Here is a 19,553-nt window from a genome sequence, read left to right on the forward strand (position 1 = left end):
AGGCCTAAGTAATGGCGAATGCCGCGGTGGCTGGCCTCACATCCGTTCAAAGATCGCCGCGATGCCCTGACCCCCGCCTATGCACATGGTCACCAGCGCATACCGGCCCTGGATGCGCTGCAGCTCGTACAAGGCCTTGACGGTGATCACCGCGCCGGTGGCGCCTATCGGATGGCCCAGCGAGATGCCTGAGCCGTTGGGGTTCACCTTGGCCGGATCCAGCCCCAGGTCCTGGGTCACGGCGCAGGCTTGGGCGGCAAAGGCTTCGTTGGCCTCGATCACGTCCAGGTCCTGCACCGTCAGCCCGGCCAGCTTCAGCGCTTTCTGGCTGGCCGGTACCGGGCCTATGCCCATGTACTGCGGGTCGACGCCGGCATGCGCATAGGCCACCAGGCGGGCCATGGGCTTCAGGCCGCGGATGTCGGCCTGGCTTTTCTCCATCAGCAGCAGGGCCGCGGCGGCGTCGTTCAGTCCCGATGCATTGCCGGCGGTGACGGTGCCGTTTTCTTTCACGAAGACGGGTTTGAGCTTGGCCATGTCCGCCAGGGTGCAGTTGGGGCGGAAGTGCTCGTCGGCGGCAAAGGCCACATCGCCTTTCTTGCTTTTCAGGGTAATGGGCAGGATCTGCTCGGTGAAATAACCGGCCTGGGTGGCGCGCTCGGCCCGGTTATGGCTCTCGACTGCCAGCGCATCCTGGGTTTCGCGGCTGATGCCCCATTTTTGAGCAATGTTTTCGGCGGTCACGCCCATGTGGATGGTGTGGAACGGGTCGTGCAGCGCACCGACCATCATGTCCACCATCTGGGTGTCGCCCATGCGTGCGCCCCAGCGGGTGTTCAGCGATGCATAGGGCGCGCGGCTCATGCTCTCGGCACCGCCGGCTATGGCGATGTCGGTATCGCCGAGCAGAATTGACTGGGCGGCCGACACGATGGCCTGCAGGCCCGAGCCGCACAGGCGGTTCACGTTGAAGGCCGGGGTTTCTTGGCTGCAGCCGCCGTTGACGGCCGCCAGGCGCGACAAATACATGTCCTTGGGCTCGGTGTTGACCACGTGGCCGAACACCACGTGGCCGACGTCGGCGCCCGCGACTTCGGCACGCGACAGCGCTGCGCGCACCACCTGGGCTGCCAGCGCGCTGGGCGCCTGGTCTTTCAGGCTGCCGCCAAACGTACCAATGGCGGTGCGCACACCGCTGACCACAACAACTTCACGGCGCATGGGAGTCTCCTGTTTTGAACGAAACCCAGAGTATGGGCCGTGATTCCTGCAAGGGGCTTACACGGATCTGTCACATATCTGACATGAATGCTCTGTACTGTGGCGGCAGTCAATGGCCCCGCCCCAGGAGAATTTTGTGAACGCATATACCGACGAGATGATGCAGCGCGTGCACCGCGACCTGCTCGACAGCTACGACGAAGAGCTGGAAATGGAGATCGAAGACCGCACCCTGGTCGGCCTGGACGGCATGCCGGTGGAGGAAGACAGCCCCAGCCAGAAGGAGGCGCGCCGCCAGTACTTCCGCGAGCTGTTCCGCCTGCAGGCCGAGCTGGTCAAGCTGCAGGACTGGGTGGTGGCCACCGGCCACAAGGTGGTGATTTTGTTCGAAGGCCGCGACGCCGCCGGCAAGGGCGGCGTGATCAAGCGCATCACCCAGCGGCTGAATCCGCGGGTCTGCCGGGTCGCCGCCTTGCCCGCACCGAACGACCGCGAGCGCACGCAGTGGTACTTCCAGCGCTATGTGTCGCACCTGCCGGCGGCCGGCGAGATCGTGCTGTTCGACCGCAGCTGGTACAACCGCGCGGGGGTCGAGCGGGTGATGGGCTTTTGCACCGACGACCAGTACGAAGAATTCTTCCGCACCGTGCCCGAGTTCGAGCGCATGCTGGTGCGCTCCGGCATCCAGCTGATCAAATACTGGTTTTCCATCTCCGACCAGGAGCAGCATCTGCGCTTCCTGGGCCGTATCCACGACCCGCTGAAGCAGTGGAAGCTCAGCCCCATGGACCTGGAGTCGCGCCGCCGCTGGGAGGAATACACCAAGGCCAAGGAAGTGATGCTGGACCGTACCCACATCCCCGAGGCACCCTGGTGGGTGGTGCAGGCCGTGGACAAGAAGAAGGCCCGGCTCAACTGCATCCACCACCTGCTGCAGCAAATGCCCTACCAGGAAGTGCCGCACCCGGTGATCCAGCTGCCCGAGCGCGAGCGGCATGACGACTACATCCGCCAGCCTGTGCCCAACGAGATCGTAGTACCGGAAGTTTATTGAACACCCCCAGGCTGCGCGCACTGCGTGTCGCTACGCCAACCCCCTTGCAGGGGGCGATTCCAGCGGCCTGGCGTAGCCAGTTCCGCGGAATCTCTGGAAGGGGTGTCTGTTTGGTGGGGTAGGTGCTTTTTAGGCCGTTAGCGCTTATTTCGCCTGCGCTAGCAGCTATTGAATCTATAGCGTCACGGCTTAGCCACGCACATCTGCCACCGGCTGGCTGCCGAAATCTGGCTGCGCCAGGTAGGCGAGTACGCGGGCTGCGGCGTCGCTGGGCGAGGTGAGCTGGCCGCTGCGGTGCAGGTTGGCAAAGGCTTCCTGGTCGGCAAACGCGGCACTGTCTGCGCCGCGCAGCTGGGCCTGCATGTCGGTGTCGATCACGCCGGGGGCCAGCGAGCAGATCTTGGCGCCGTTCGGCTGCGGGGCTTCGTCCAGTGCCACGCAGCGGCTGAAGTGGTCCATGCCGGCCTTGGCCGCGCAGTAGGCAGCCGATGCGGCCATGGCCCGGCGCCCCAGGCCGGACGAAATATTCAGCACCCGGCGCTGCCCCGGCCAGCGGCGAGTGGCGTCCAGAAAGGCGGCGGTTAGCTGCATCGGCGCCTCCAGCCCGACCCGCAGCGCCTGCGCCAGGTCGACCGCCTCGGCATCGCGCAAGGGCGTGAGCCGGGCCAGGATGCCTGCGTTGTTGATCAGGGTGACGCTGGCCCACTGCGCCGCGTCCTGCTGCCGCAGCCATTGCCCCAGCCGTGTGGCGACCGGGGCGGCGTCGCCCAGGTCGTGCTGCCACTGCTCCAGCAGCGCGCCATAGTTGGCAGCGAGCTGCTGGTTGGTCTGGCGCGAAATACACACCAGCCTATGGCCGGCCTGCAGCAGCTGCTCGGCCATGGCCAGGCCCATGCCGCGCGAGGCGCCGGTCAGTATGCTCAGGTGTTGGGGCGTGGTATTAGGCATAAAAAGTGGCTCTGGTGTAGGTTGTATCTGCGCTGCTAGCTAGCATTAATGTAGTGATCGGCTGGCCTCACCAAGCGCCGTAGTGCGCCACGATGCCGCGGAACAAGGCGTCGCGTTCGGCGCCCAGATGGCTGCCGCTGGCGTCGCCGGCCGCGTCCTTGCCGACGGCGGTGTGCACCACCACCAGCTTCAGATCGGGGTCGACCAGGATCGCCTGGCCATGGATGCCCAGCAGGACAAAGCGGCGGTGGCTGCCCGGCACCAGCCAGACCTGGAAGCCGTAGCCGAAATAGCTGCTGCCCTTGTTCTGCATGCGGCCGGGGCGAAAGGCTTCGGGCTGGCGGGCCGCCTCGGTCATGTCCAGCAGGTAGTCGCGCGGCAGCACGGCCCGGCCCTGGGCCTGGCCGTCGTTGGCCAGCATCCAGCCCAGGCGGGCGTAGTCGCGCACCGTGGCGTTGAAGCCGCCGGCGGCCAGCTCCAGGCCATCGGCCGGGTTCAGCAGCCATTTGGCCGAGGTTTCGGCGCCCAGCGGCTGCCAGATTTTTTCGGCCACGTAGTCGCACAGGCTGCGGCCGGTGGCGCCGCGCAGCACCAGGCCCAGCATGTCGGTCTGGGCGCCGGCGTAGTTGAAGCGCTGGCCCTCGGGGTCGGCGCGCTCGGCGATGGTGCGCGCCGCCTGGGCCGTGCCGACGCGCCGAACGGCAGCATTGAAGCGGGCCCGGTCGTCGCTCGGGGTGTAGTCCTCCACGTAGCGGGCGCCAGAGGCCATGCGCAGCAGATGGACGATGCGGGTGTCGCCATACAGCGTGCCGGCCAGGGCCGGGGCATAGGTGGCGGCGCTGTCGTTGAGCGAGCGTATCAAGCCTTCCTCCAGGGCCTTGCCGATGGCCAGCGCCACCACGGTCTTGGCCATGGAGTTGGACAGCATGCGCATGCCGGCGTCGCGCCCATAGCTGTAGCGTTCGGCCATGATGGCGCCATCTTTGAGCACCAGCAGCGCGGTGGCGCGCTGGTGCTGCAGATAGTCGTCCAGCGCCCAGCTACGCCCAGCAAAACGGTAGCGGAAGTCGGTTTCTGTAGCGGCCTGCGGCAGCGGCACAGGCTGCGTTGCCGGCGCCAGGGTGCAGGAGGGGTGCAGGCCGTCCATGGCGCTGAAGGACCCCACCATATATGGCTCGCGGTAGGCCTGGGCCAGGTTCCGGCCTGCGGGGTAGCCGGCGGCCTGGCCTAGCAGGTCTTCATCCGGCGCGGCCCGGACACCTAGGCTGGCCAGCAGTACGGCCAGCAGCAGTGCTTGTGGATGCACTTTTTTAGGCATGAAAATAGGCTCTAGCGCAGATACTGCCTGCGCCAGGAGCTATCAATACTGCAGCAAAAAAGGTGTCAGCCACCCAGGCCGGCGAAGATGTTTTGCACATCGTCGTTGGCGTCGATAGCGGCCAGGAAGGCTTCGACTTCTTCCAGCTGCTCGGCGCTCAGGCTGGCCGGGTCGATGGGGTTCTTGGCCTTGTAGCCGAGCTTGGCCGACAAGACGGTAAAGCCCTGGGCCGGCAGCGCACGGCTCACCAGGTCCAGGTCGGCCGGGTCGGTCAGGAACAAGGTGCTGCCTTCGTCCTCGCCGGGCTCGAAGTCCTGCGCGCCGGCTTCGATGGCGGCCAGCTCGGGGTCGGCATCCTTGTTGGCGGGCTCGGCTTCGATCATGCCCACGTGGTCGAAATCCCAGGCGACGGAGCCCGAGGTGCCCAGCTGGCCTTTGCGGAACAGCACGCGCATTTCGGGCGCGGTGCGGTTCACGTTGTCGGTCAGGCATTCGACCATCAGCGGCACGCGGTGCGGCGCGAAGCCTTCGTAGATCACGTGTTCGAAGTTGACGGCTTCACCGGTCAGGCCGGCGCCTTTCTTGATCGCGCGGTCCAGCGTGTCCTTGGGCATGGAGACCTTGCGCGCCTGTTCCACCAGCAGGCGCAAGCGGGCGTTGGCTGCCGGGTCGGCACCGCTGCGGGCCGCCACCATGATGTCCTTGGACAATTTTCCGAAGGCGCGGCCGCGGGCATTCGCCGCCAGTTCCTTGCCTTTTGCTTTCCACTGTGCGCCCATGTTTGCTATTCCTTGCTGTTTGCGCATTGATTGCGCGGGGTGTGCTGCTAATTGGGGTATGCGCGCGGCTTCAGAAGCCGGGCCGCATGACCGGGAGGGGCTTGGTTATACACCCATCTGTGCGGGCTAAGCCGCGGTCGCCAGTGGCACTACGGCCGTGGCCTCGATTTCGAACAGCATGCGGTCGAGTGCCAGGCGCGGCACCGGGATCAGGGTACAGGCCGGCGTGGGCAAGTCGCCCCAGGCGGCGCGCACTTCCTGGCTGAGCACGGCCAGCCGCTGTTCCGAATGGTCGACGATGAGCACGCTGATTTTCACCACATCGGCGAGCCCGGCCTGGGCGGCCGCCAGCGCGGTCTGCAGATTGCGCAACGCCTGCTGCACCTGGGTGGCGAAGTCCTCGCTCAGCGCGCCGTGGATGTCTTCCCCGCCCTGGCCGGCCACATACACAAGTCGTGCTGGCGCTGCGGCGACGACCACGTGCGAATAGCCGTTGGGCTGCGGGTCGTACAGGCCTGGGGGGTTGATGAAGCGGTGCGGAGAGCTTGGAGGTGCGACGGGCATGGAGCTTGGCGATGGGTTGAAGAGGGTGCCGAAGTTTACGTAAAACAGGCCGCTGGCGCTTATCCCCACTGCGCGAGCAGCTATTGAAAAAGTAGCATTGGGCTAAAACGGCGCCGCATTCTCGAAGCACAGCTGCAGGCCGGTGGCCGGGTGCAGCAGCTCCAGCCGGCTCGCATGCAGCAGCAGGCGCGGGGCCAGGGCCTGCACTGCGCTGGGCGCATACAGCGCATCGCCCAGGATGGGGTGGCCAATGGCGGCCAGGTGCACGCGCAGCTGGTGGGAGCGGCCGGTGACCGGCTCCAGCAGCAGCCGGGTACTGTGATCGGTGCTGGCGAGGGCCTGCCAGCGGGTGCAGCTGGGTTTACCGCCGTCGGGGTCGACCATGCGCAGCGGCCGGTTCGGCCAGTCCACGCGGATCGCCAGGTCGATCTGGCCCCAGCCGTCGGTACTGTCGGTCGGCGGCAGCAGCCGGCCGGCCACCACGGCGGTGTAGCGCTTGGCGACCGTGCGGCCGGCGAAGGCGGCGTTGAGGGTGCGCTGCATGGCTATGCCGCGCGCCATCAGCAGCAGGCCCGAGGTGGACATGTCCAGGCGGTGCACGACCAGCGCATCGGGGTAGGCCTGCTGGGCGCGGGTGCTCAGGCAGTCTTGCTTGTCCTCACCCCGGCCGGGCACCGAGAGCAGGCCGCTGGGTTTGTTGAAGACCAGGAGGTGCTCGTCGGCGTAGAGTGTTTCCAGGCCGGCGGGCTCAGAGACGGCCACGGCGTTGTTCGCGCTGCATGAAAAGAAAGAGGCTTTCGACCTTCTCGCGGGCCCAGGGGGTTTTGCGCAGGAACTTCAGGCTGGAATTGATGCTGGGGTCGCTGGTGAAGCAGCGGATGTTGATCTGCTGGCCCAGGCCTTCCCAGCCGTAGGCGTCGACCAGCGCGGTCAGGATGGCCTCCAGCGTCAGCCCGTGCAGCGGGTTGCGGGCCTGCTTTTCGGGCGGGGCCGCTGGCGGAGGGGTGGGCGGAATATCGGGTGTCATACGGTGGCGTTGTCCAAAATCAGGCGCTGCACGGTAGCACACAGTTCTTCCACGTCATTCGGCTTGTGGATCAGCGCCTTCACACCTTCCTGGATCGCGCTTTGCTCGATCTCGGCGGTGATGTAGCCCGAGGCCAGTGCCACCGGCAGGTCGGGCCGGATGCGCTGGGCTTCGCGTACCAGGTCGACGCCGCAGTAGCCCGGCATGTTGAAGTCGGTGACCAGCAGGTCGTAGGCCTCGGCGTTGGCGCGCAGCTCGGCGGCGGCCTTGTTCGGGTCGGAAAAGCCGCTGACACGGAAGCCGCGGCGCCGCAGCAGGCGCTCGACCAGGAACACCAGCGCGTGGTCGTCGTCCACGTACATCACATGCTTGCCCTGCACCTGTTCGCTGGCCGTGTGCGGCGCCGGCGGGGCCGGGGTGCTGGGGGTGGCGGCGGTGCCGGTTTCGGTGGCCGGGAAGTACAGGGTGAAGCGGCTGCCCAGGCCGGGAGCGCTTTGCACATCGACGGCGCCCGCATGGCTGCGCATCACGCCGTGCACCACGGCCAGGCCCAGGCCCGTGCCCTGGCCGACTTCCTTGGTGGTGAAGAAGGGCTCGAAGATGCGCAACAAGGTGTCGTCGTCCATGCCCTTGCCGCTGTCCAGCACGCTCAGCATGGCGTAACGGCCGGGCGCCAGGCCCAGGCGGGTACACAGGCGCAGGTCGGGTTCCACGCCCGACAGCTCGATGGTGACGGCGCCGCGCTCGTCGCCATTGGCCTGGATGGCGTTGGTACACAGGTTCAGCACGGCCTGCTGGACCTGCACCGCATCGGCCATCACCACCGGGGTGTTCGGGTCGATGTGCAGGTGCAGCTCGACCGCCGGCGGCAGGGTGACGCGCAGCAGGCGCTCGGTTTCGCTGACCAGCTCGGCCAGCGCCACCGGGCTGCGCCGCGGCGCCTCGTTGCGGCTGAAGGTAAGGATCTGGCGCACCAGGTCGCGCGCGCGCCGGCCGGCTTTTTCGATCTCGTGCAGGCTGACCTGGGCCGGCGAATTCGGGCCCGCGTCTTCTTTGGCCAGCTCCACATTGCCCAGGATGGCGCTGAGGATGTTGTTGAAATCGTGCGCAATGCCGCCGGCCATGGTGCCCACGGCCTGCATTTTTTGCGACTCGCGCAGCTGGGCTTCGAGCACGCTGCGCTGCACCTCGGCCCGCTTGCGGCTGGTCAGGTCGCGGGCGAAGACGGTGGTGGTTTCGCCCGTGGGGTGGCGCTCGAACGACACGCTGACCTCGACCGACAGGGTCTTGCCGCTGGCTGTCAACGCCAGCATTTCGCCCAGAAAGGCCTGGGTGGAGATCTGGTTCAGCGCCAGCGCGTGCGCGGCATCGGGGAAGAAGCGCGTCAGCAGGCTGCCCAGCGCCTGCGAGGACGGGCACTGGAACAGCGCTGCCGCCGTCGGGTTGAAGACGGTGATGCGCTGGTCTTTGTCGATGCAGATGATGGCGTCCAGCGCCGAGTTGATGATGGCCTCAAGCCGGCTTTCGCTGGAACGCAGCTGCTCGTTGCGCTGGCGCAGCGCGGCGGCACTGAGCTGCAGCGCGCGGCGCTCGGCCAGCAGCGGGCCCTGGTCGACCACCGCGCAGATGTACTGGGCGACCGACTCCTGGGCGCTCTCCAGCCGGGCGATGTGCAGGTCGCCGGACATGGCGCCGTCCTGGCCGATGGTGAACACCACCTCGGTGGCTTCGCAGTGGCCGTCGACCCGGGCTTCGCGGAAGGCCTGGCGCACCTGCTCGGTGCAGCCGGGGCTGACGAAGGGCATCAGAAAGTGCAGCGGCCGGTCGCTTTCGGTGGGCTGGAACAGGCGCTGCGCCATGGCATTGCTTTGCACCACCATGTCGTGGTCGTCGATCACCATCAGGGCCAGGGGCACGCCGGAGAACAGGGTTTCAAAGCGTTCCGAGGCGGCCTCGGAAGCGGCCTGGCTGTAGCGCAGCACCTTGTTCTGGCTCTCCAGCTCGGCCTGGTAGGTGCGCAGATCCTGGATCAGCTGCGGTACGGTGCTGGCAGCGAGCGGGCTGTCCGGGGTGGCGGGGGATGCGGCGTCTTGCACCAACGCGGGAGGAGGAGGCTGGCGCATGGTTTCCAGTGACCGGGTAGAAAAATGGGTTTGGTTATCAGACGTAACAGTTTACGGGTTCGCCGCCGGTCTGTCGCCCCGCGGGTACATAGCTTTACGCGGCTGTAGCGCCATTCGAGGGGGTTACGATAGCGCTCCTTGATGCGCAAACACTTGCGCGCTTGTTTACAAACCCATTGTGTCTGCGCTCAACCCTCTGATTGTCTACTCCCTTGCGGTCAACGCTGCGACTGGCCTGGCCGTCGGCATGGCCTTGCTATGGGTGTGGCGCAGCCACCGTGAACTGCTGCTGACCCGCGATCTGGCGTTCTCGCAGCTGCTGCAGGCCGTGGTGCCACTGGGCTACTGGGCCAGCCAGATGGCCGACCACCGTGTCGCCGCGCTGGGCTTGTCGGTGGCGGTGTTCGCCCAGATCGGGAGTGTGGCCCTGATCCTGCGCGGCAGCTGCCGGCTGTCCGGCTGGACGGTGTCGCGCACCGAGTGGGCGCTGTTCCTGGGCCTGCTGTCGGTGGCCGGCCTGTGGGTGGTGGTGTTCAACGATCCGTCCTTGATGGCTTGGGCGTCTCCGCTGTTCATCACGGTAGCCGGTGTGGCGGTAACGCGCGGCTTGCGCCGCAGCACGCCGGCCGACCGCCTGGTGGGGCCGCTGCTGGTATTGCTGGGCCTGAACCAGGTGCAGTTTGCGCTCTGGGGCCAGGCGGCCCTGGTGCTGCAGTTCAACATCGGTACCGGTTTGCGCCTGGTGCTGGGCCTGGTGCTGATGTATGCGGCCCTGGCCCGGGCCAGCACCGCGTCGCGGCATTTGCGCATGCGCTTCCAGCAACTGGTCGAGCGTTCGCACCAGGGTATTTTTGTGCTGGTCGGTCAGCAGGTGCGGTATGCGAACCCGGCGCTGCTGTCGATCTACGGCGTGACGCGGCTGGCCGAGCTCAGCGCCACCGGTTTGTTGCGCGGCCTGCGGCGCGAAGAGATCGACGAGGTGGCAGTCCATTTCCGCCAGCTCGACAGCGGCATGGTGGACGAGGTGCACTGGGAGGGCCTGCGCCAGCGCCAGAATGGATCGTCGGTGTGGCTGCGCTTTTCGGCCTGGCGCACGCTGTGGGGCGAAGAAGAGGCCACCCAGGTATTGGTGACCGACCAGACGGCAGACCATGACGCCACCCAGGCCCTGCTGTACCAGGCCACGCACGACGAGCTGACCGGCTTGCCCAACCGCAGCGCGCTGTTGCAGCGCCTGCGCCAATGCTGTGTGCCCTTGCCCGAGCGCCCCGAGTTTGGCCTGGTGCTGCTGGGGGTGGACCGTTTCAAGCTGTTCAACGAGGCCCATGGCCATTCGATGGGTGACGAGGTGCTCAAGGCCCTGGCGGCCGCCGTCGTGCGCGAGCTGGGCCAGGGCTGTGACCTGATGCGCCTGGGGGCCGACGAGTTTGCCTTTTTGGCCCGGCCTTACCAGGACGGCGACAGCGCGGCGGCGATGGCGCGGCGGGTGCAGAAGCTGCTGCTGCAACCCCTGGTCTTGCCACAACACCGGTTCTTCATCGATGTATCCATGGGCATTGCGCTCTACCCCGAGCACGCGCAGGACGCCGAGGCCTTGCTGCGCGCTGCCAATGCCGCCATGCATGCGGCCAAGCGCACGCCGGGCACCTCGATGGCCTTGGCCGAGGCCCGCTTCGAGCGCGGCTCCAGCGAGCTGCTGGCGCAGGAGCAGGCGCTGCGCACCGGCATCGAGCTGCGTGAGTTCAGCCTGCACTACCAGCCCAAGGTGGACGCGCATACCGGGCGCTTGACCAGCTTTGAAGCCCTGGCGCGCTGGGACCGGCCGGGTGTGGGTGCCATCAGCCCGGTGGAGTTCATTGCAGTGGCCGAGCGCACCGGCCTGATCGAAGAGCTGGGCCTGCTGCTGCTGACCCTGGCCTGCAAGCAGGTGGTCGACTGGCGCAACCGCTTCGCCCGCTTGGTGCCGGTGGCTGTGAATGTGTCGCCACTGCAGATGCTGGACGGGGGCTTTCCGGCCCTGGTCGAGCAACTGCTGTACAGCTGCGACCTGCCGGCCGAAGCCATCACCCTGGAGATCACCGAGAGCGCGGCTGTGGCCAACCTGGAGCAGGCGCGCGAGCAGATCCAGCAGCTGCGCGCAATGGGCATTGCGGTGGGGCTGGACGATTTTGGTACCGGCTTTTCGTCGCTGAACATGTTGCGCAGCCTGCCGCTGCAGTCGGTCAAGATCGACCGCGGCCTGATCGAGCCGCTGCCCGTGGCCGATGCGGCGGCGGTGGTACGGGCGATTTGCCAGCTGGCCGGGGCGCTGCGGCTGGAGGTGGTGGCAGAAGGCATTGAAACCCAGGCCCAGGCCCAGGCGGCGCGGGCGGCCGGCTGCCACGAGCTGCAGGGCGAGCTGTTTGCCATGCCGCTGGCGCCTGCCGATGCCGAACGCTGGTTGGCCGGGATCCAGGCCAACGTCTACGCCTGAAGTCCAAGTCGGCTGCCCGCAGGCGTAAAAAAGCCGCATCGAGTGCGGCTGGGCGGGGAGCGGTATTTACTTCTTCAGCTTGCCGCGCACGGGCACCACGGTGGTGATGGTGGGGCGCACCGCTTCGGTAGAAATTGGCTTGGGAGGCGAAGTGTCCTTCTTGGGTTTCTTCGATTCCTTGTTGCTTTTTTGCTCACCTTTGGCCATGATTTTCTCCAGTCGTTTAAGAAGTTTCTTGCAGCTCTGAGCTTATCAGTTCAAGGCTACATTTTGAGCCCAGGGCGACAGAAAGCTGCCGACCTTGAACACGTTCTAGAGCACCGCGTAGCGCCCGGGCTTGTGGTTGATCCAGATGAACAGATTCATCACCACCGCGGCCAGCACCGAATAGCCGACCCGGGCGGGCTCGATCACCGTCAGCGCCAGCAGCACGATCGTGCAGTCTATGCCCATCTGCACCTTGCCCGCGCGCCAGCCATAGGCCTTCTGCAGGTACAGGGTGACGATGGTGGCGCCGCCCAGGCTGGCACGGTGGCGCGCCAGGAACAGGCAGCCCGAGCCCAGCAGCAGGCCACCCAGTACCGCCGCATAGGCGGGGTGCAGACGCTCGATGGCAAACAGCTTGGGCGACCACTCCATCATGGCCGACAGCATGCTGATGGCGATAAAGGTCTTGAAGGTGAACTCGCGGCCCATGCGGGTCCAGGCGAACCAATAGAACGGCAGGTTGATCAGGAAGAACAGCTTGCCCAGCGTGATGCCTGTGGCGTAGTGCAACACGAACGCCGCCCCCGCGGTGCCGCCGGTCAGCATGCCGACCTGGGCAAACAGGATCAGCGCCAGCGATACAAACAGCGTGCCGGTGAAGATCGCCTGGGCGTCTTCAAACAGCGTGTGGACATGGACGGGCGAGCTGGTGGACATTTCCTCGCCGATTGCAGGAACCGTGCCGAGGCCGTTTTCGGCCTCTCGGTTTACCGCCATGTCGGCAGGCGCATCGTCTGCCGTGTGGCGGCTTCAGGCATGTGCGTCACGCAGCTCAGGCGTAGTCGGCCACCGGCACGCAGCTGCAGAACAGGTTGCGGTCGCCGAACACATTGTCGACCCGGCCCACGGGCGGCCAGTACTTGGCCTGCTTGAGCGATGCCAGCGGGAAGGCGCCGACTTCGCGCGCATAGGGACGGTCCCATTCGGCGGCCATCAGGCTGGCGGCCGTGTGGGGCGCGTGCTTCAGCGGGTTGTTGTCCTGCGGCCAGGCGCCGCTTTCGATTTGGCGGATCTCGTCGCGGATGGCGACCATGGCGAAGATGAAGCGGTCCAGCTCGGCCAGGGTTTCGCTCTCGGTCGGCTCAACCATCAAGGTGCCGGGCACCGGGAAGCTCAGGGTCGGGGCGTGGAAACCGTAGTCGGCCAGGCGCTTGGCCACGTCTTCGGCGGTCACGCCGCAGCTGTCCTTGATCGGGCGCAGGTCCAGGATGCACTCATGCGCCACATGGCCGTTGGCGCTGGCGTACAGCGTCGGGTAGTGCGGGGCCAGCTTGGTGCTGATGTAGTTGGCTGCCAGGATGGCGGCTTCGGTGGCGTGCTTCAGGCCTTCGGCGCCCATCATGCGGCAGTACATCCAGCTGATTGGCAGCACGGAGGCGTTGCCCAGCGGCGCAGCGCTGATGGCGCCGATGCCGTGGTGGGTATCGCCCACGGTGGCGTGGCCGGGCAGGTAGGGGATCAGGTCCTCGACCACGCAGACCGGGCCGACGCCGGGGCCGCCGCCGCCGTGCGGGATGCAGAAGGTCTTGTGCAGATTCAGGTGGCTGACATCGCCGCCGAACTCGCCGGGCGCGGCCACGCCGACCAGTGCGTTCATGTTGGCGCCGTCCACATAGACGCGGCCGCCATGGCTGTGCACCATGGCGCAGAGTTCTTTCACCTGGGTTTCGAACACACCGTGGGTGCTGGGGTAGGTGATCATCACCACCGCCAGGTCCTGGCTGTGCTCTTCGCACTTGGCGTGCAGATCGGCCATGTCGACGTTGCCGTTGGCGTCGCAGGCGGTGACCACCACCTTCAGCCCGGCCATCTGGGCGCTCGCCGGATTGGTGCCGTGGGCGCTGGACGGGATCAGGCAGACATTGCGCTGGCCCTGGCCGTGGTCGTCAAAATAGGCCTTGATGGCCAGCAGGCCCGCGTATTCGCCCTGGCTGCCGGCATTCGGCTGCAGGCTGATGCCGGCATAGCCAGTGGCCTGGCACAGCCATTCGCGCAGCTGCACGTCGAGCTCGGCGTAGCCCAGGCGCTGTTCGGGCGGGCTGAACGGGTGGATGTTGGCGAACTCGGGCCAGGTCACGGGCGCCATTTCGCTGGTGGCGTTGAGCTTCATGGTGCAGCTGCCCAGCGGGATCATGCTGCGGTCCAGTGCCAGGTCCTTGTCGCTGAGCGCGCGGATGTAGCGCAGCATGCCGGTCTCGGAATGGTGGGTGTTGAACACCGGATGCGTCAGGAAGGCGCTGTTGCGGCGCAGCTCGGCTGGGATCAGCGAATCCACGCTGTCTTCCAGCTCGCCCAGGCGCGGCATGGGTTCGCCGGGCTTGACGAAGAACGACCAGAGCATCTCGATGTCGCCACGGGTCGTGGTTTCGTCCAGCGAGATGCCCAGGTGGTTTACCAAGCGGAAACGCAGGTTGGCGCTGGCTTTACGGGCGCGGGTAGCTATCAAATCGCTAGCATCGTCGGTTTTGACGGTGATGGAGTCGAACGCATGCTCGTTGGTCAGCGTATAGCCCATCTGCTGCAGGCCGCGCGCCAGGATGGCGGTGAAGCGGGCCACGCGCTGGGCGATGCGGGTCAGGCCCTGCGGGCCGTGGTAGACCGCGTACATGCTGGCCAGCACAGCCGGCAGCACCTGGGCTGTACAGATGTTGGAGGTGGCTTTCTCGCGGCGGATGTGCTGCTCGCGGGTCTGCAGCGCCAGGCGGTAGGCCGGGTTGCCATGCGCATCGACGCTGACGCCGACCAGGCGGCCGGGCAGGGAGCGCTTGAAGGCATCGCGGCAGGCCATGTAGGCGGCGTGCGGGCCGCCATTGCCCATGGCCACGCCGAAGCGCTGGGTGGTACCGATGACGATGTCGGCGTCCCATTCGCCGGGCGGCACCAGCAGGGTCAGGGCCAGCAGGTCGGCCGCCACGCAGACAGCCGCGCCGCTGGCATGGGCTACGCCGACCAGCGGGCGCAGGTCATGTACTGCGCCGTTGGTGGCCGGGTACTGGGCCAGCACGCCGAAGAAGTCGCCGCTGGCCATCAGCTGCGGCAGGGTTTCCAGCGCGGTGCTGACCTTGACCTCGATGCCCAGCGGCTTGGCGCGGGTCTGGATCACTTCTATGGTCTGCGGATGGCAGTCGCCGGCGACGATGAAGACATGGCTCTTGCTTTTGACGCTGCGCTTGGCCAGGGTCATGGCTTCGGCGGCGGCCGTGGCTTCGTCCAGCATGGAAGCATTGGCGATGGGCATGCCGGTCAGGTCGCAGACCATGGTCTGGAAGTTGATCAGCGCTTCCATCCGGCCCTGTGAAATTTCGGCCTGGTAGGGCGTGTAGGCGGTGTACCAGGCGGGGTTTTCCAGGATGTTGCGCAGGATCACGCCCGGCGTGTGGGTGCCGTAATAGCCCTGGCCGATGAAGCTCTTGAACACCTGGTTCTTGTTGGCGATGGCCCGCAGCTCGGCCAAGGCCGCGGCTTCGGTGACCGGTGCCGGCAAGTCCATGGGCGTGCTGCGGGCGATGGCGCGCGGCACGATGCCGTCAATCAGATCCCGGCGCGAACTCGAGCCAATGACGTCCAGCATCAGGGTTTCGTCAGCGGCATTAATGCCAATGTGGCGGGCGATGAATTCGCCGGAGTTTTCGAGTTCGAGCAGGGAGGTCATGGGGCTATTCCAGGGAGATCAGGCGTTTTGGCTAAAGGCGTTGTAGGCGGTTTCGTCGAGCAGGGCAGCGGTTTGCGATGCATCCGACAGCTTGACCTTGAAGAACCAGCCGGCGCCCAGCGGGTCGGTGTTGGCCAGGGCCGGGTCGGCGCGCAGGGCTTCGTTGACTTCGGTGATTTCGCCGGAGACGGGCATGTAGACGTCGGCAGCGGCTTTGACCGACTCGACCACGCCGGCCACATCCTTCTGGGCGAAGGTCGCACCGACTGCGGGCAGGTCGACAAACACCACGTCACCCAGCGCGTCCTGCGCATGGTGGGTGATGCCGACGGTGGCGGTGTCGCCCTCGATGTTCAGCCATTCGTGGTCTTCGGTGTATTTGATGCTCATGGGGTTGCTCCTGTAAAAAATGGAATCAGCCGCGGAAATAGCGGTTGGGCGTGAAAGGCATGGTGACGACTTCCATCGGCACGATTTTGCCTCGCACGACGGCGTTGATCTGGCTGCCGATGGCGGCGAACGCGGGTGCCACGTAGGCCATGGCAATGGGCTTGTCGACGGTGGGGCCGAGCAGGCCGCTGGTGACTTCGCCGATGGGGTTGCCGGCCGCGTCCTGCAGCGCAGTGTGCTCGCGCACCGGAATCCGCTCCAGGGCGACCAGGCCTACGCGCTTTCTGGTGATGGCGCCCGTAGTATCTGCGAGTTGTGCTAGTATTTTGCTAGCACCAGGGAAGCCGCCTTCGCGGGCACCACCGCTGCGTCGTACTTTTTGTATGGCCCAGTTCAGGCCGGCTTCGATGGGCGTGGTGGTCGGGTCCAGATCGTTGCCGTACAGGCACAGGCCGGCTTCCAGGCGCAGCGAATTGCGTGCGCCCAGGCCGATGGGTTTGACTTCGGGCTGGGCCAGGAGCGCGCGGGCCAGGGCCTCGGCCTGCTCGGCATGCACCGAGATTTCAAAACCGTCTTCGCCGGTATAGCCGCTGCGGGTCAGGAAGCAGGGGATGCCGGCCACATCGAAGCTGCCGCCGGTCATGAAGACCAGCTTTTCCACGCCCGGCGCCAGGCGCGACAGCGCATCCACGGCCTGCGGGCCTTGCAGCGCCAGCAGCGCCATTTCCGGCATGGGGATGACTTCGCAGCGCTGGCCGATCTTGGCCTGGATGTGGGCGATGTCCTCGACCTTGCAGGCACCGTTGACGATCACAAAGATGTCGGCTTCGCGTTTGAAGAACATCAGGTCGTCGATGATGCCGCCGTCCTCGTTCAGCAGCAGGCCGTAGCGCTGCTTGCCCACGGCCAGGTCGATCACGTCCACCGGCACCAGGGTTTCAAACGCGGCGGCGGCGTCGGGTCCGACCAGGCGCAGCTGGCCCATGTGGGACACGTCGAACAGGCCGGCGGCGTTGCGGGTGTGGTGGTGTTCGGCCATCAGGCCGGCCGGGTACTGCACCGGCATGCTGTAGCCGGCAAACGGCACCATGCGCGCGCCCAGCTCCAGGTGCAAGGCATTGAGGGGGGTAAGGTGCAGGTCTGGCATGGCGGTTCTCCGGGGACACAATGGAATCACGACTCCGAAGAATCATGTGTGGCCCCCGCTGTCCGCTTTACCTGAGCGATTCGCCGGGCGGGCCTTGCGGTGGTGCAGGCCGACTGCGGGTTGCGCCTTCGGTGAACCCGCTCAGGGCGGGTTTCTCTCCAGGGGGAGACGCTTGTAAAAAGCGCTTGTCAGTCCTTTTGCCTGAGCGTTCAAGCCCACGTAGCGGGGCTCTGCGCCTTCGGCGGCTCTCTTGCAGAGAACTCTCTCCTGACGGGGTGGGATTCTAACCACGCGCATCGCCTGTTTCTGCAAAATGCCGCCGGGCAGCCAAAATAAGCGGTCGATCGGACAGAGCCGTCAGGGCTTCTCCAGGCGAACCCTGTGTAGACCTTCTAGGCCACCGGCGCTGATTGCACCTGCGCAAGCAGCTCTTTAAATGATAGCGGTCTTGGCTGACCAATGGTGCTGTTACGGTGCATATGCCAAACCGAGCCACTCCTGCCGCAGTTGCGCCACCATCTTGGCCAGGCCATCGTGGTGGATCGCCTCGGCCACCCGGTCTGCCACGGCCTTGAGGCGCGGATGTGCATTGCCCATGGCGATGCCGGTGCCTACGCCTTGCAGCATTTCGATGTCGTTCAGGCCGTCGCCAAAGGCATAGGCGTGCGTGGCGTCCATGCCGGCGTCGGCCAGCACCCAGGCGCAGCCGGTCATTTTGTTCACGCCTTTGGGCAGCACGTCGAGAGCCGTGGTATGCCAGCGGATGTAGTCAAATTCTGGGAAAGCGCTGACCAGTTCGGGCATCAGCGTGGCGTCATGCTGCTCATGGAAGAACATCCAGCCCTGGAAGATCTCAAACGGCTGGGTGGCTTGCAAATCGGCCTGCGAACTCAAGTCCACCGATTCCATCGGCAGCAGCACCTCGTCCACCATGGCACTCACGTGGGCCGCGTAGCCGTCGGTGGCGCCGTAATAAAAACCTTTGGATTCAAGCAGCTGGAACAGCTTGGCCAAGCTGGCGCCAGGCAGGGGGTGTTTGTCCACCTCTTTGTCGCCGCGCATGATCCGGGCGCCGTTTTGTGTAATTGCATAAGCGGGCTGGATCAGGTCGATGAATTCCAGCGCGTGCCCATAGGCGCGCCCCGTCGCAATCACCACCATATGGCCGTCGGCTTTCAGTGCCTCAATGGCCTGCAGTGCCGATGGGGGGATTTGCTTGGTTTGGTGGTCCAGCAAGGTGTTGTCGATATCGAAGAAGAATGCTTTTTTCATGTTCAGAACGGTTCATCAGGCCTGGACGTGCTGTCGCAGCATCCAGTCCACACTGTCAGGCCGCCCCGGCAGTTGCAGCCGGGCGGTGTTCGCTGGCGTCTGGGCCAGCAGTTTGCCGCGCCGGTATACCTGCAGGCGGGTGGCGCGCAGGCGGATGGCTTCCACCGGGTCTTGGGCTTGCAGCAGCACGAAGTCGGCGTGGCAGCCCGGCTCCAGGCCGTAGCCTTCCAGTTGCATGATCTTGGCGGGGTTGGCGGTGACGGCCTGGAAGCACTGGCGCATCGCGGCCTGGCTGGTCATCTGGGCCACGTGCAAGCCCATGCTGGCGACTTCCAGCATGTCGCCGCTGCCTTGGCTGTACCAGGGATCCATCACGCAGTCCTGGCCCAGGGCAACGGTCAGGCCCTGGGCCATCATCTCGGGCACGCGGGTCATGCCGCGGCGCTTGGGGTAGGTGTCGTGCCGGCCTTGCAGGGTGATGTTGATCAGCGGGTTGCTGATGACATGGATCTGCGCCTCGGCCATCAGCGGCAGCAGCTTGCTCACGTAGTAGTTGTCCATGGAGTGCATGGACGTGAGGTGCGAGCCGGTGACCCGGCCGTGCAGGCCCAGGCGCTGGGTCTCATAGGTGAGGGTTTCGATGTGCCGCGACAGCGGGTCGTCGGACTCGTCGCAGTGCATGTCGACCAGCTTGCCTTGCTCGGCGGCCAGCTCGCAGAGCAGCTTGACGCTCAAGGCACCGTCGGCCATGGTGCGCTCGAAGTGCGGGATGCCGCCGACCACGTCCACGCCCATCTCCAGCGCGCGCTTCAGCTTGTCCATGCCGTTCGGGTCGCGCAGCACGCCGTCTTGCGGAAAGGCCACCAGCTGCAGATCGAGGTAGGGCGCGACCTGGCGTTTCACCTCTAGCAGCGCTTCCACGGCCAACAGGCGCGGGTCGCAGATGTCGACGTGGCTGCGGATCGCCAGCAAGCCCTTGCCCACCGCCCAGTCGCAGTAGGCCAGCGCCCGCTGCACCAGGGCTTCCTGGGTCAGCTGCGGCTTGAGTTCGCCCCACAGGGCGATGCCTTCCAGCAGGGTACCGCTTTGGTTGACCCGCGGCAGGCCGTAGCTGAGGGTGGCGTCCATGTGGAAATGCGCGTCGACAAACGGCGGGCTGACCAGCAGGCCCTGGGCGTCGATGGTCTGCTGCGCGGCGGCGGCCAGGCCGGGGGCGACGTCGACAAACTTGCCGTCCTGCACGGCCAGCGACATCTGGGTGCGGCCGTCGGGCAGGGTGGCGTTGGTGACCAAGAGATCCAGCATCATCGTCCTCTCA

General features: G+C 66.0%; 17 protein-coding genes and 2 riboswitches. Of the genes, 2 read left to right on the forward strand and 15 right to left on the reverse strand.

Translation table 11 applies throughout. The features are described from left to right. Positions 1–36 precede the first annotated feature (36 nt). Positions 37–1,221 (reverse strand): beta-ketothiolase BktB, encoded by a 1,185-nt coding sequence (gene bktB, locus J2X19_RS14890; RefSeq protein ID WP_310374296.1) that lies wholly within the window; start codon positions 1,219–1,221, stop codon positions 37–39. Positions 1,222–1,381: 160 nt separating this feature from the next. On the opposite strand from bktB, the gene ppk2 reads away from it, so the two are divergent. After that, positions 1,382–2,275, forward strand: a complete 894-nt coding sequence (gene ppk2, locus J2X19_RS14895) for a polyphosphate kinase 2 (protein WP_310374549.1) — start codon at positions 1,382–1,384, stop codon at positions 2,273–2,275. Between the two features lie 189 nt (positions 2,276–2,464). Here ppk2 and J2X19_RS14900 read toward each other — a convergent pair whose 3' ends face one another. From J2X19_RS14900 to J2X19_RS14930, 7 genes are all read right to left on the reverse strand, one after another. Then, positions 2,465–3,223, reverse strand: coding sequence for an SDR family NAD(P)-dependent oxidoreductase (locus tag J2X19_RS14900; RefSeq protein WP_310374299.1), 759 nt, complete (start codon positions 3,221–3,223; stop codon positions 2,465–2,467). A 67-nt stretch (positions 3,224–3,290) separates the two neighbouring features. Continuing rightward, positions 3,291–4,541, reverse strand: a complete 1,251-nt coding sequence (locus tag J2X19_RS14905; protein WP_310374301.1) for a serine hydrolase domain-containing protein — start codon at positions 4,539–4,541, stop codon at positions 3,291–3,293. A 65-nt stretch (positions 4,542–4,606) separates the two neighbouring features. Continuing rightward, the gene (locus tag J2X19_RS14910) at positions 4,607–5,320 is read right to left on the reverse strand and encodes a YebC/PmpR family DNA-binding transcriptional regulator (RefSeq protein ID WP_310374303.1); all 714 of its coding nucleotides are present in this window, start codon (positions 5,318–5,320) and stop codon (positions 4,607–4,609) included. A gap of 126 nt (positions 5,321–5,446) precedes the next feature. Next, positions 5,447–5,884: a RidA family protein gene (locus tag J2X19_RS14915; RefSeq protein WP_310374305.1), complete on the reverse strand. Its 438-nt coding sequence runs from the start codon at positions 5,882–5,884 to the stop codon at positions 5,447–5,449. Between the two features lie 102 nt (positions 5,885–5,986). Beyond that, positions 5,987–6,646 carry an RluA family pseudouridine synthase gene (locus J2X19_RS14920; protein WP_310374307.1) on the reverse strand — a complete coding sequence of 220 codons (660 nt, stop codon included), beginning with the start codon at positions 6,644–6,646 and terminating at the stop codon, positions 5,987–5,989. Beyond that, complete coding sequence (locus J2X19_RS14925) at positions 6,633–6,911, reverse strand: VF530 family protein (protein ID WP_310374309.1); 279 nt, start codon at positions 6,909–6,911, stop codon at positions 6,633–6,635. The genes J2X19_RS14920 and J2X19_RS14925 overlap by 14 nt, the downstream gene beginning before the upstream one ends. Next, positions 6,908–9,034, reverse strand: coding sequence for a PAS domain-containing hybrid sensor histidine kinase/response regulator (locus tag J2X19_RS14930; RefSeq protein WP_116608603.1), 2,127 nt, complete (start codon positions 9,032–9,034; stop codon positions 6,908–6,910). The genes J2X19_RS14925 and J2X19_RS14930 overlap by 4 nt, the downstream gene beginning before the upstream one ends. A gap of 178 nt (positions 9,035–9,212) precedes the next feature. Here J2X19_RS14930 and J2X19_RS14935 point away from each other — a divergent pair, with 178 nt between their 5' ends. Further along, positions 9,213–11,507, forward strand: a complete 2,295-nt coding sequence (locus J2X19_RS14935) for a putative bifunctional diguanylate cyclase/phosphodiesterase (RefSeq protein WP_310374312.1) — start codon at positions 9,213–9,215, stop codon at positions 11,505–11,507. A 66-nt stretch (positions 11,508–11,573) separates the two neighbouring features. On the opposite strand, the gene J2X19_RS14940 is transcribed toward J2X19_RS14935, so the two are convergent. The 7 genes from J2X19_RS14940 to J2X19_RS14970 all read right to left on the reverse strand — a co-directional run bounded on the left by J2X19_RS14940 (position 11,574) and on the right by J2X19_RS14970 (position 19,540). After that, on the reverse strand, positions 11,574–11,714 hold the full coding sequence (locus tag J2X19_RS14940; protein WP_165830905.1) for a hypothetical protein: 141 nt from the start codon (positions 11,712–11,714) through the stop codon (positions 11,574–11,576). A gap of 105 nt (positions 11,715–11,819) precedes the next feature. Further along, positions 11,820–12,431 (reverse strand): DUF6198 family protein, encoded by a 612-nt coding sequence (locus J2X19_RS14945; RefSeq protein ID WP_092756957.1) that lies wholly within the window; start codon positions 12,429–12,431, stop codon positions 11,820–11,822. Between the two features lie 115 nt (positions 12,432–12,546). Next, complete coding sequence (gene gcvP, locus J2X19_RS14950) at positions 12,547–15,426, reverse strand: aminomethyl-transferring glycine dehydrogenase (protein WP_310374314.1); 2,880 nt, start codon at positions 15,424–15,426, stop codon at positions 12,547–12,549. An 18-nt stretch (positions 15,427–15,444) separates the two neighbouring features. Beyond that, positions 15,445–15,816, reverse strand: a complete 372-nt coding sequence (gene gcvH / locus J2X19_RS14955) for a glycine cleavage system protein GcvH (RefSeq protein WP_310374316.1) — start codon at positions 15,814–15,816, stop codon at positions 15,445–15,447. Positions 15,817–15,841: 25 nt separating this feature from the next. After that, positions 15,842–16,963, reverse strand: a complete 1,122-nt coding sequence (gene gcvT / locus J2X19_RS14960; protein ID WP_310374318.1) for a glycine cleavage system aminomethyltransferase GcvT — start codon at positions 16,961–16,963, stop codon at positions 15,842–15,844. Between the two features lie 48 nt (positions 16,964–17,011). Next, a riboswitch (glycine riboswitch) is annotated at positions 17,012–17,135 on the reverse strand. A gap of 7 nt (positions 17,136–17,142) precedes the next feature. Beyond that, a riboswitch (glycine riboswitch) is annotated at positions 17,143–17,243 on the reverse strand. A 188-nt stretch (positions 17,244–17,431) separates the two neighbouring features. Then, positions 17,432–18,235, reverse strand: coding sequence for a Cof-type HAD-IIB family hydrolase (locus tag J2X19_RS14965; RefSeq protein ID WP_310374320.1), 804 nt, complete (start codon positions 18,233–18,235; stop codon positions 17,432–17,434). Between the two features lie 15 nt (positions 18,236–18,250). Then, entirely contained in the window at positions 18,251–19,540 is a 1,290-nt protein-coding gene (locus J2X19_RS14970; RefSeq protein ID WP_310374322.1) for an amidohydrolase family protein, read from the reverse strand. Positions 19,541–19,553: the final 13 nt, after the last annotated feature.

The organism is Rhodoferax ferrireducens (genome assembly GCF_031458075.1).
GTDB lineage: Bacteria > Pseudomonadota > Gammaproteobacteria > Burkholderiales > Burkholderiaceae_C > Rhodoferax_B > Rhodoferax_B ferrireducens_A.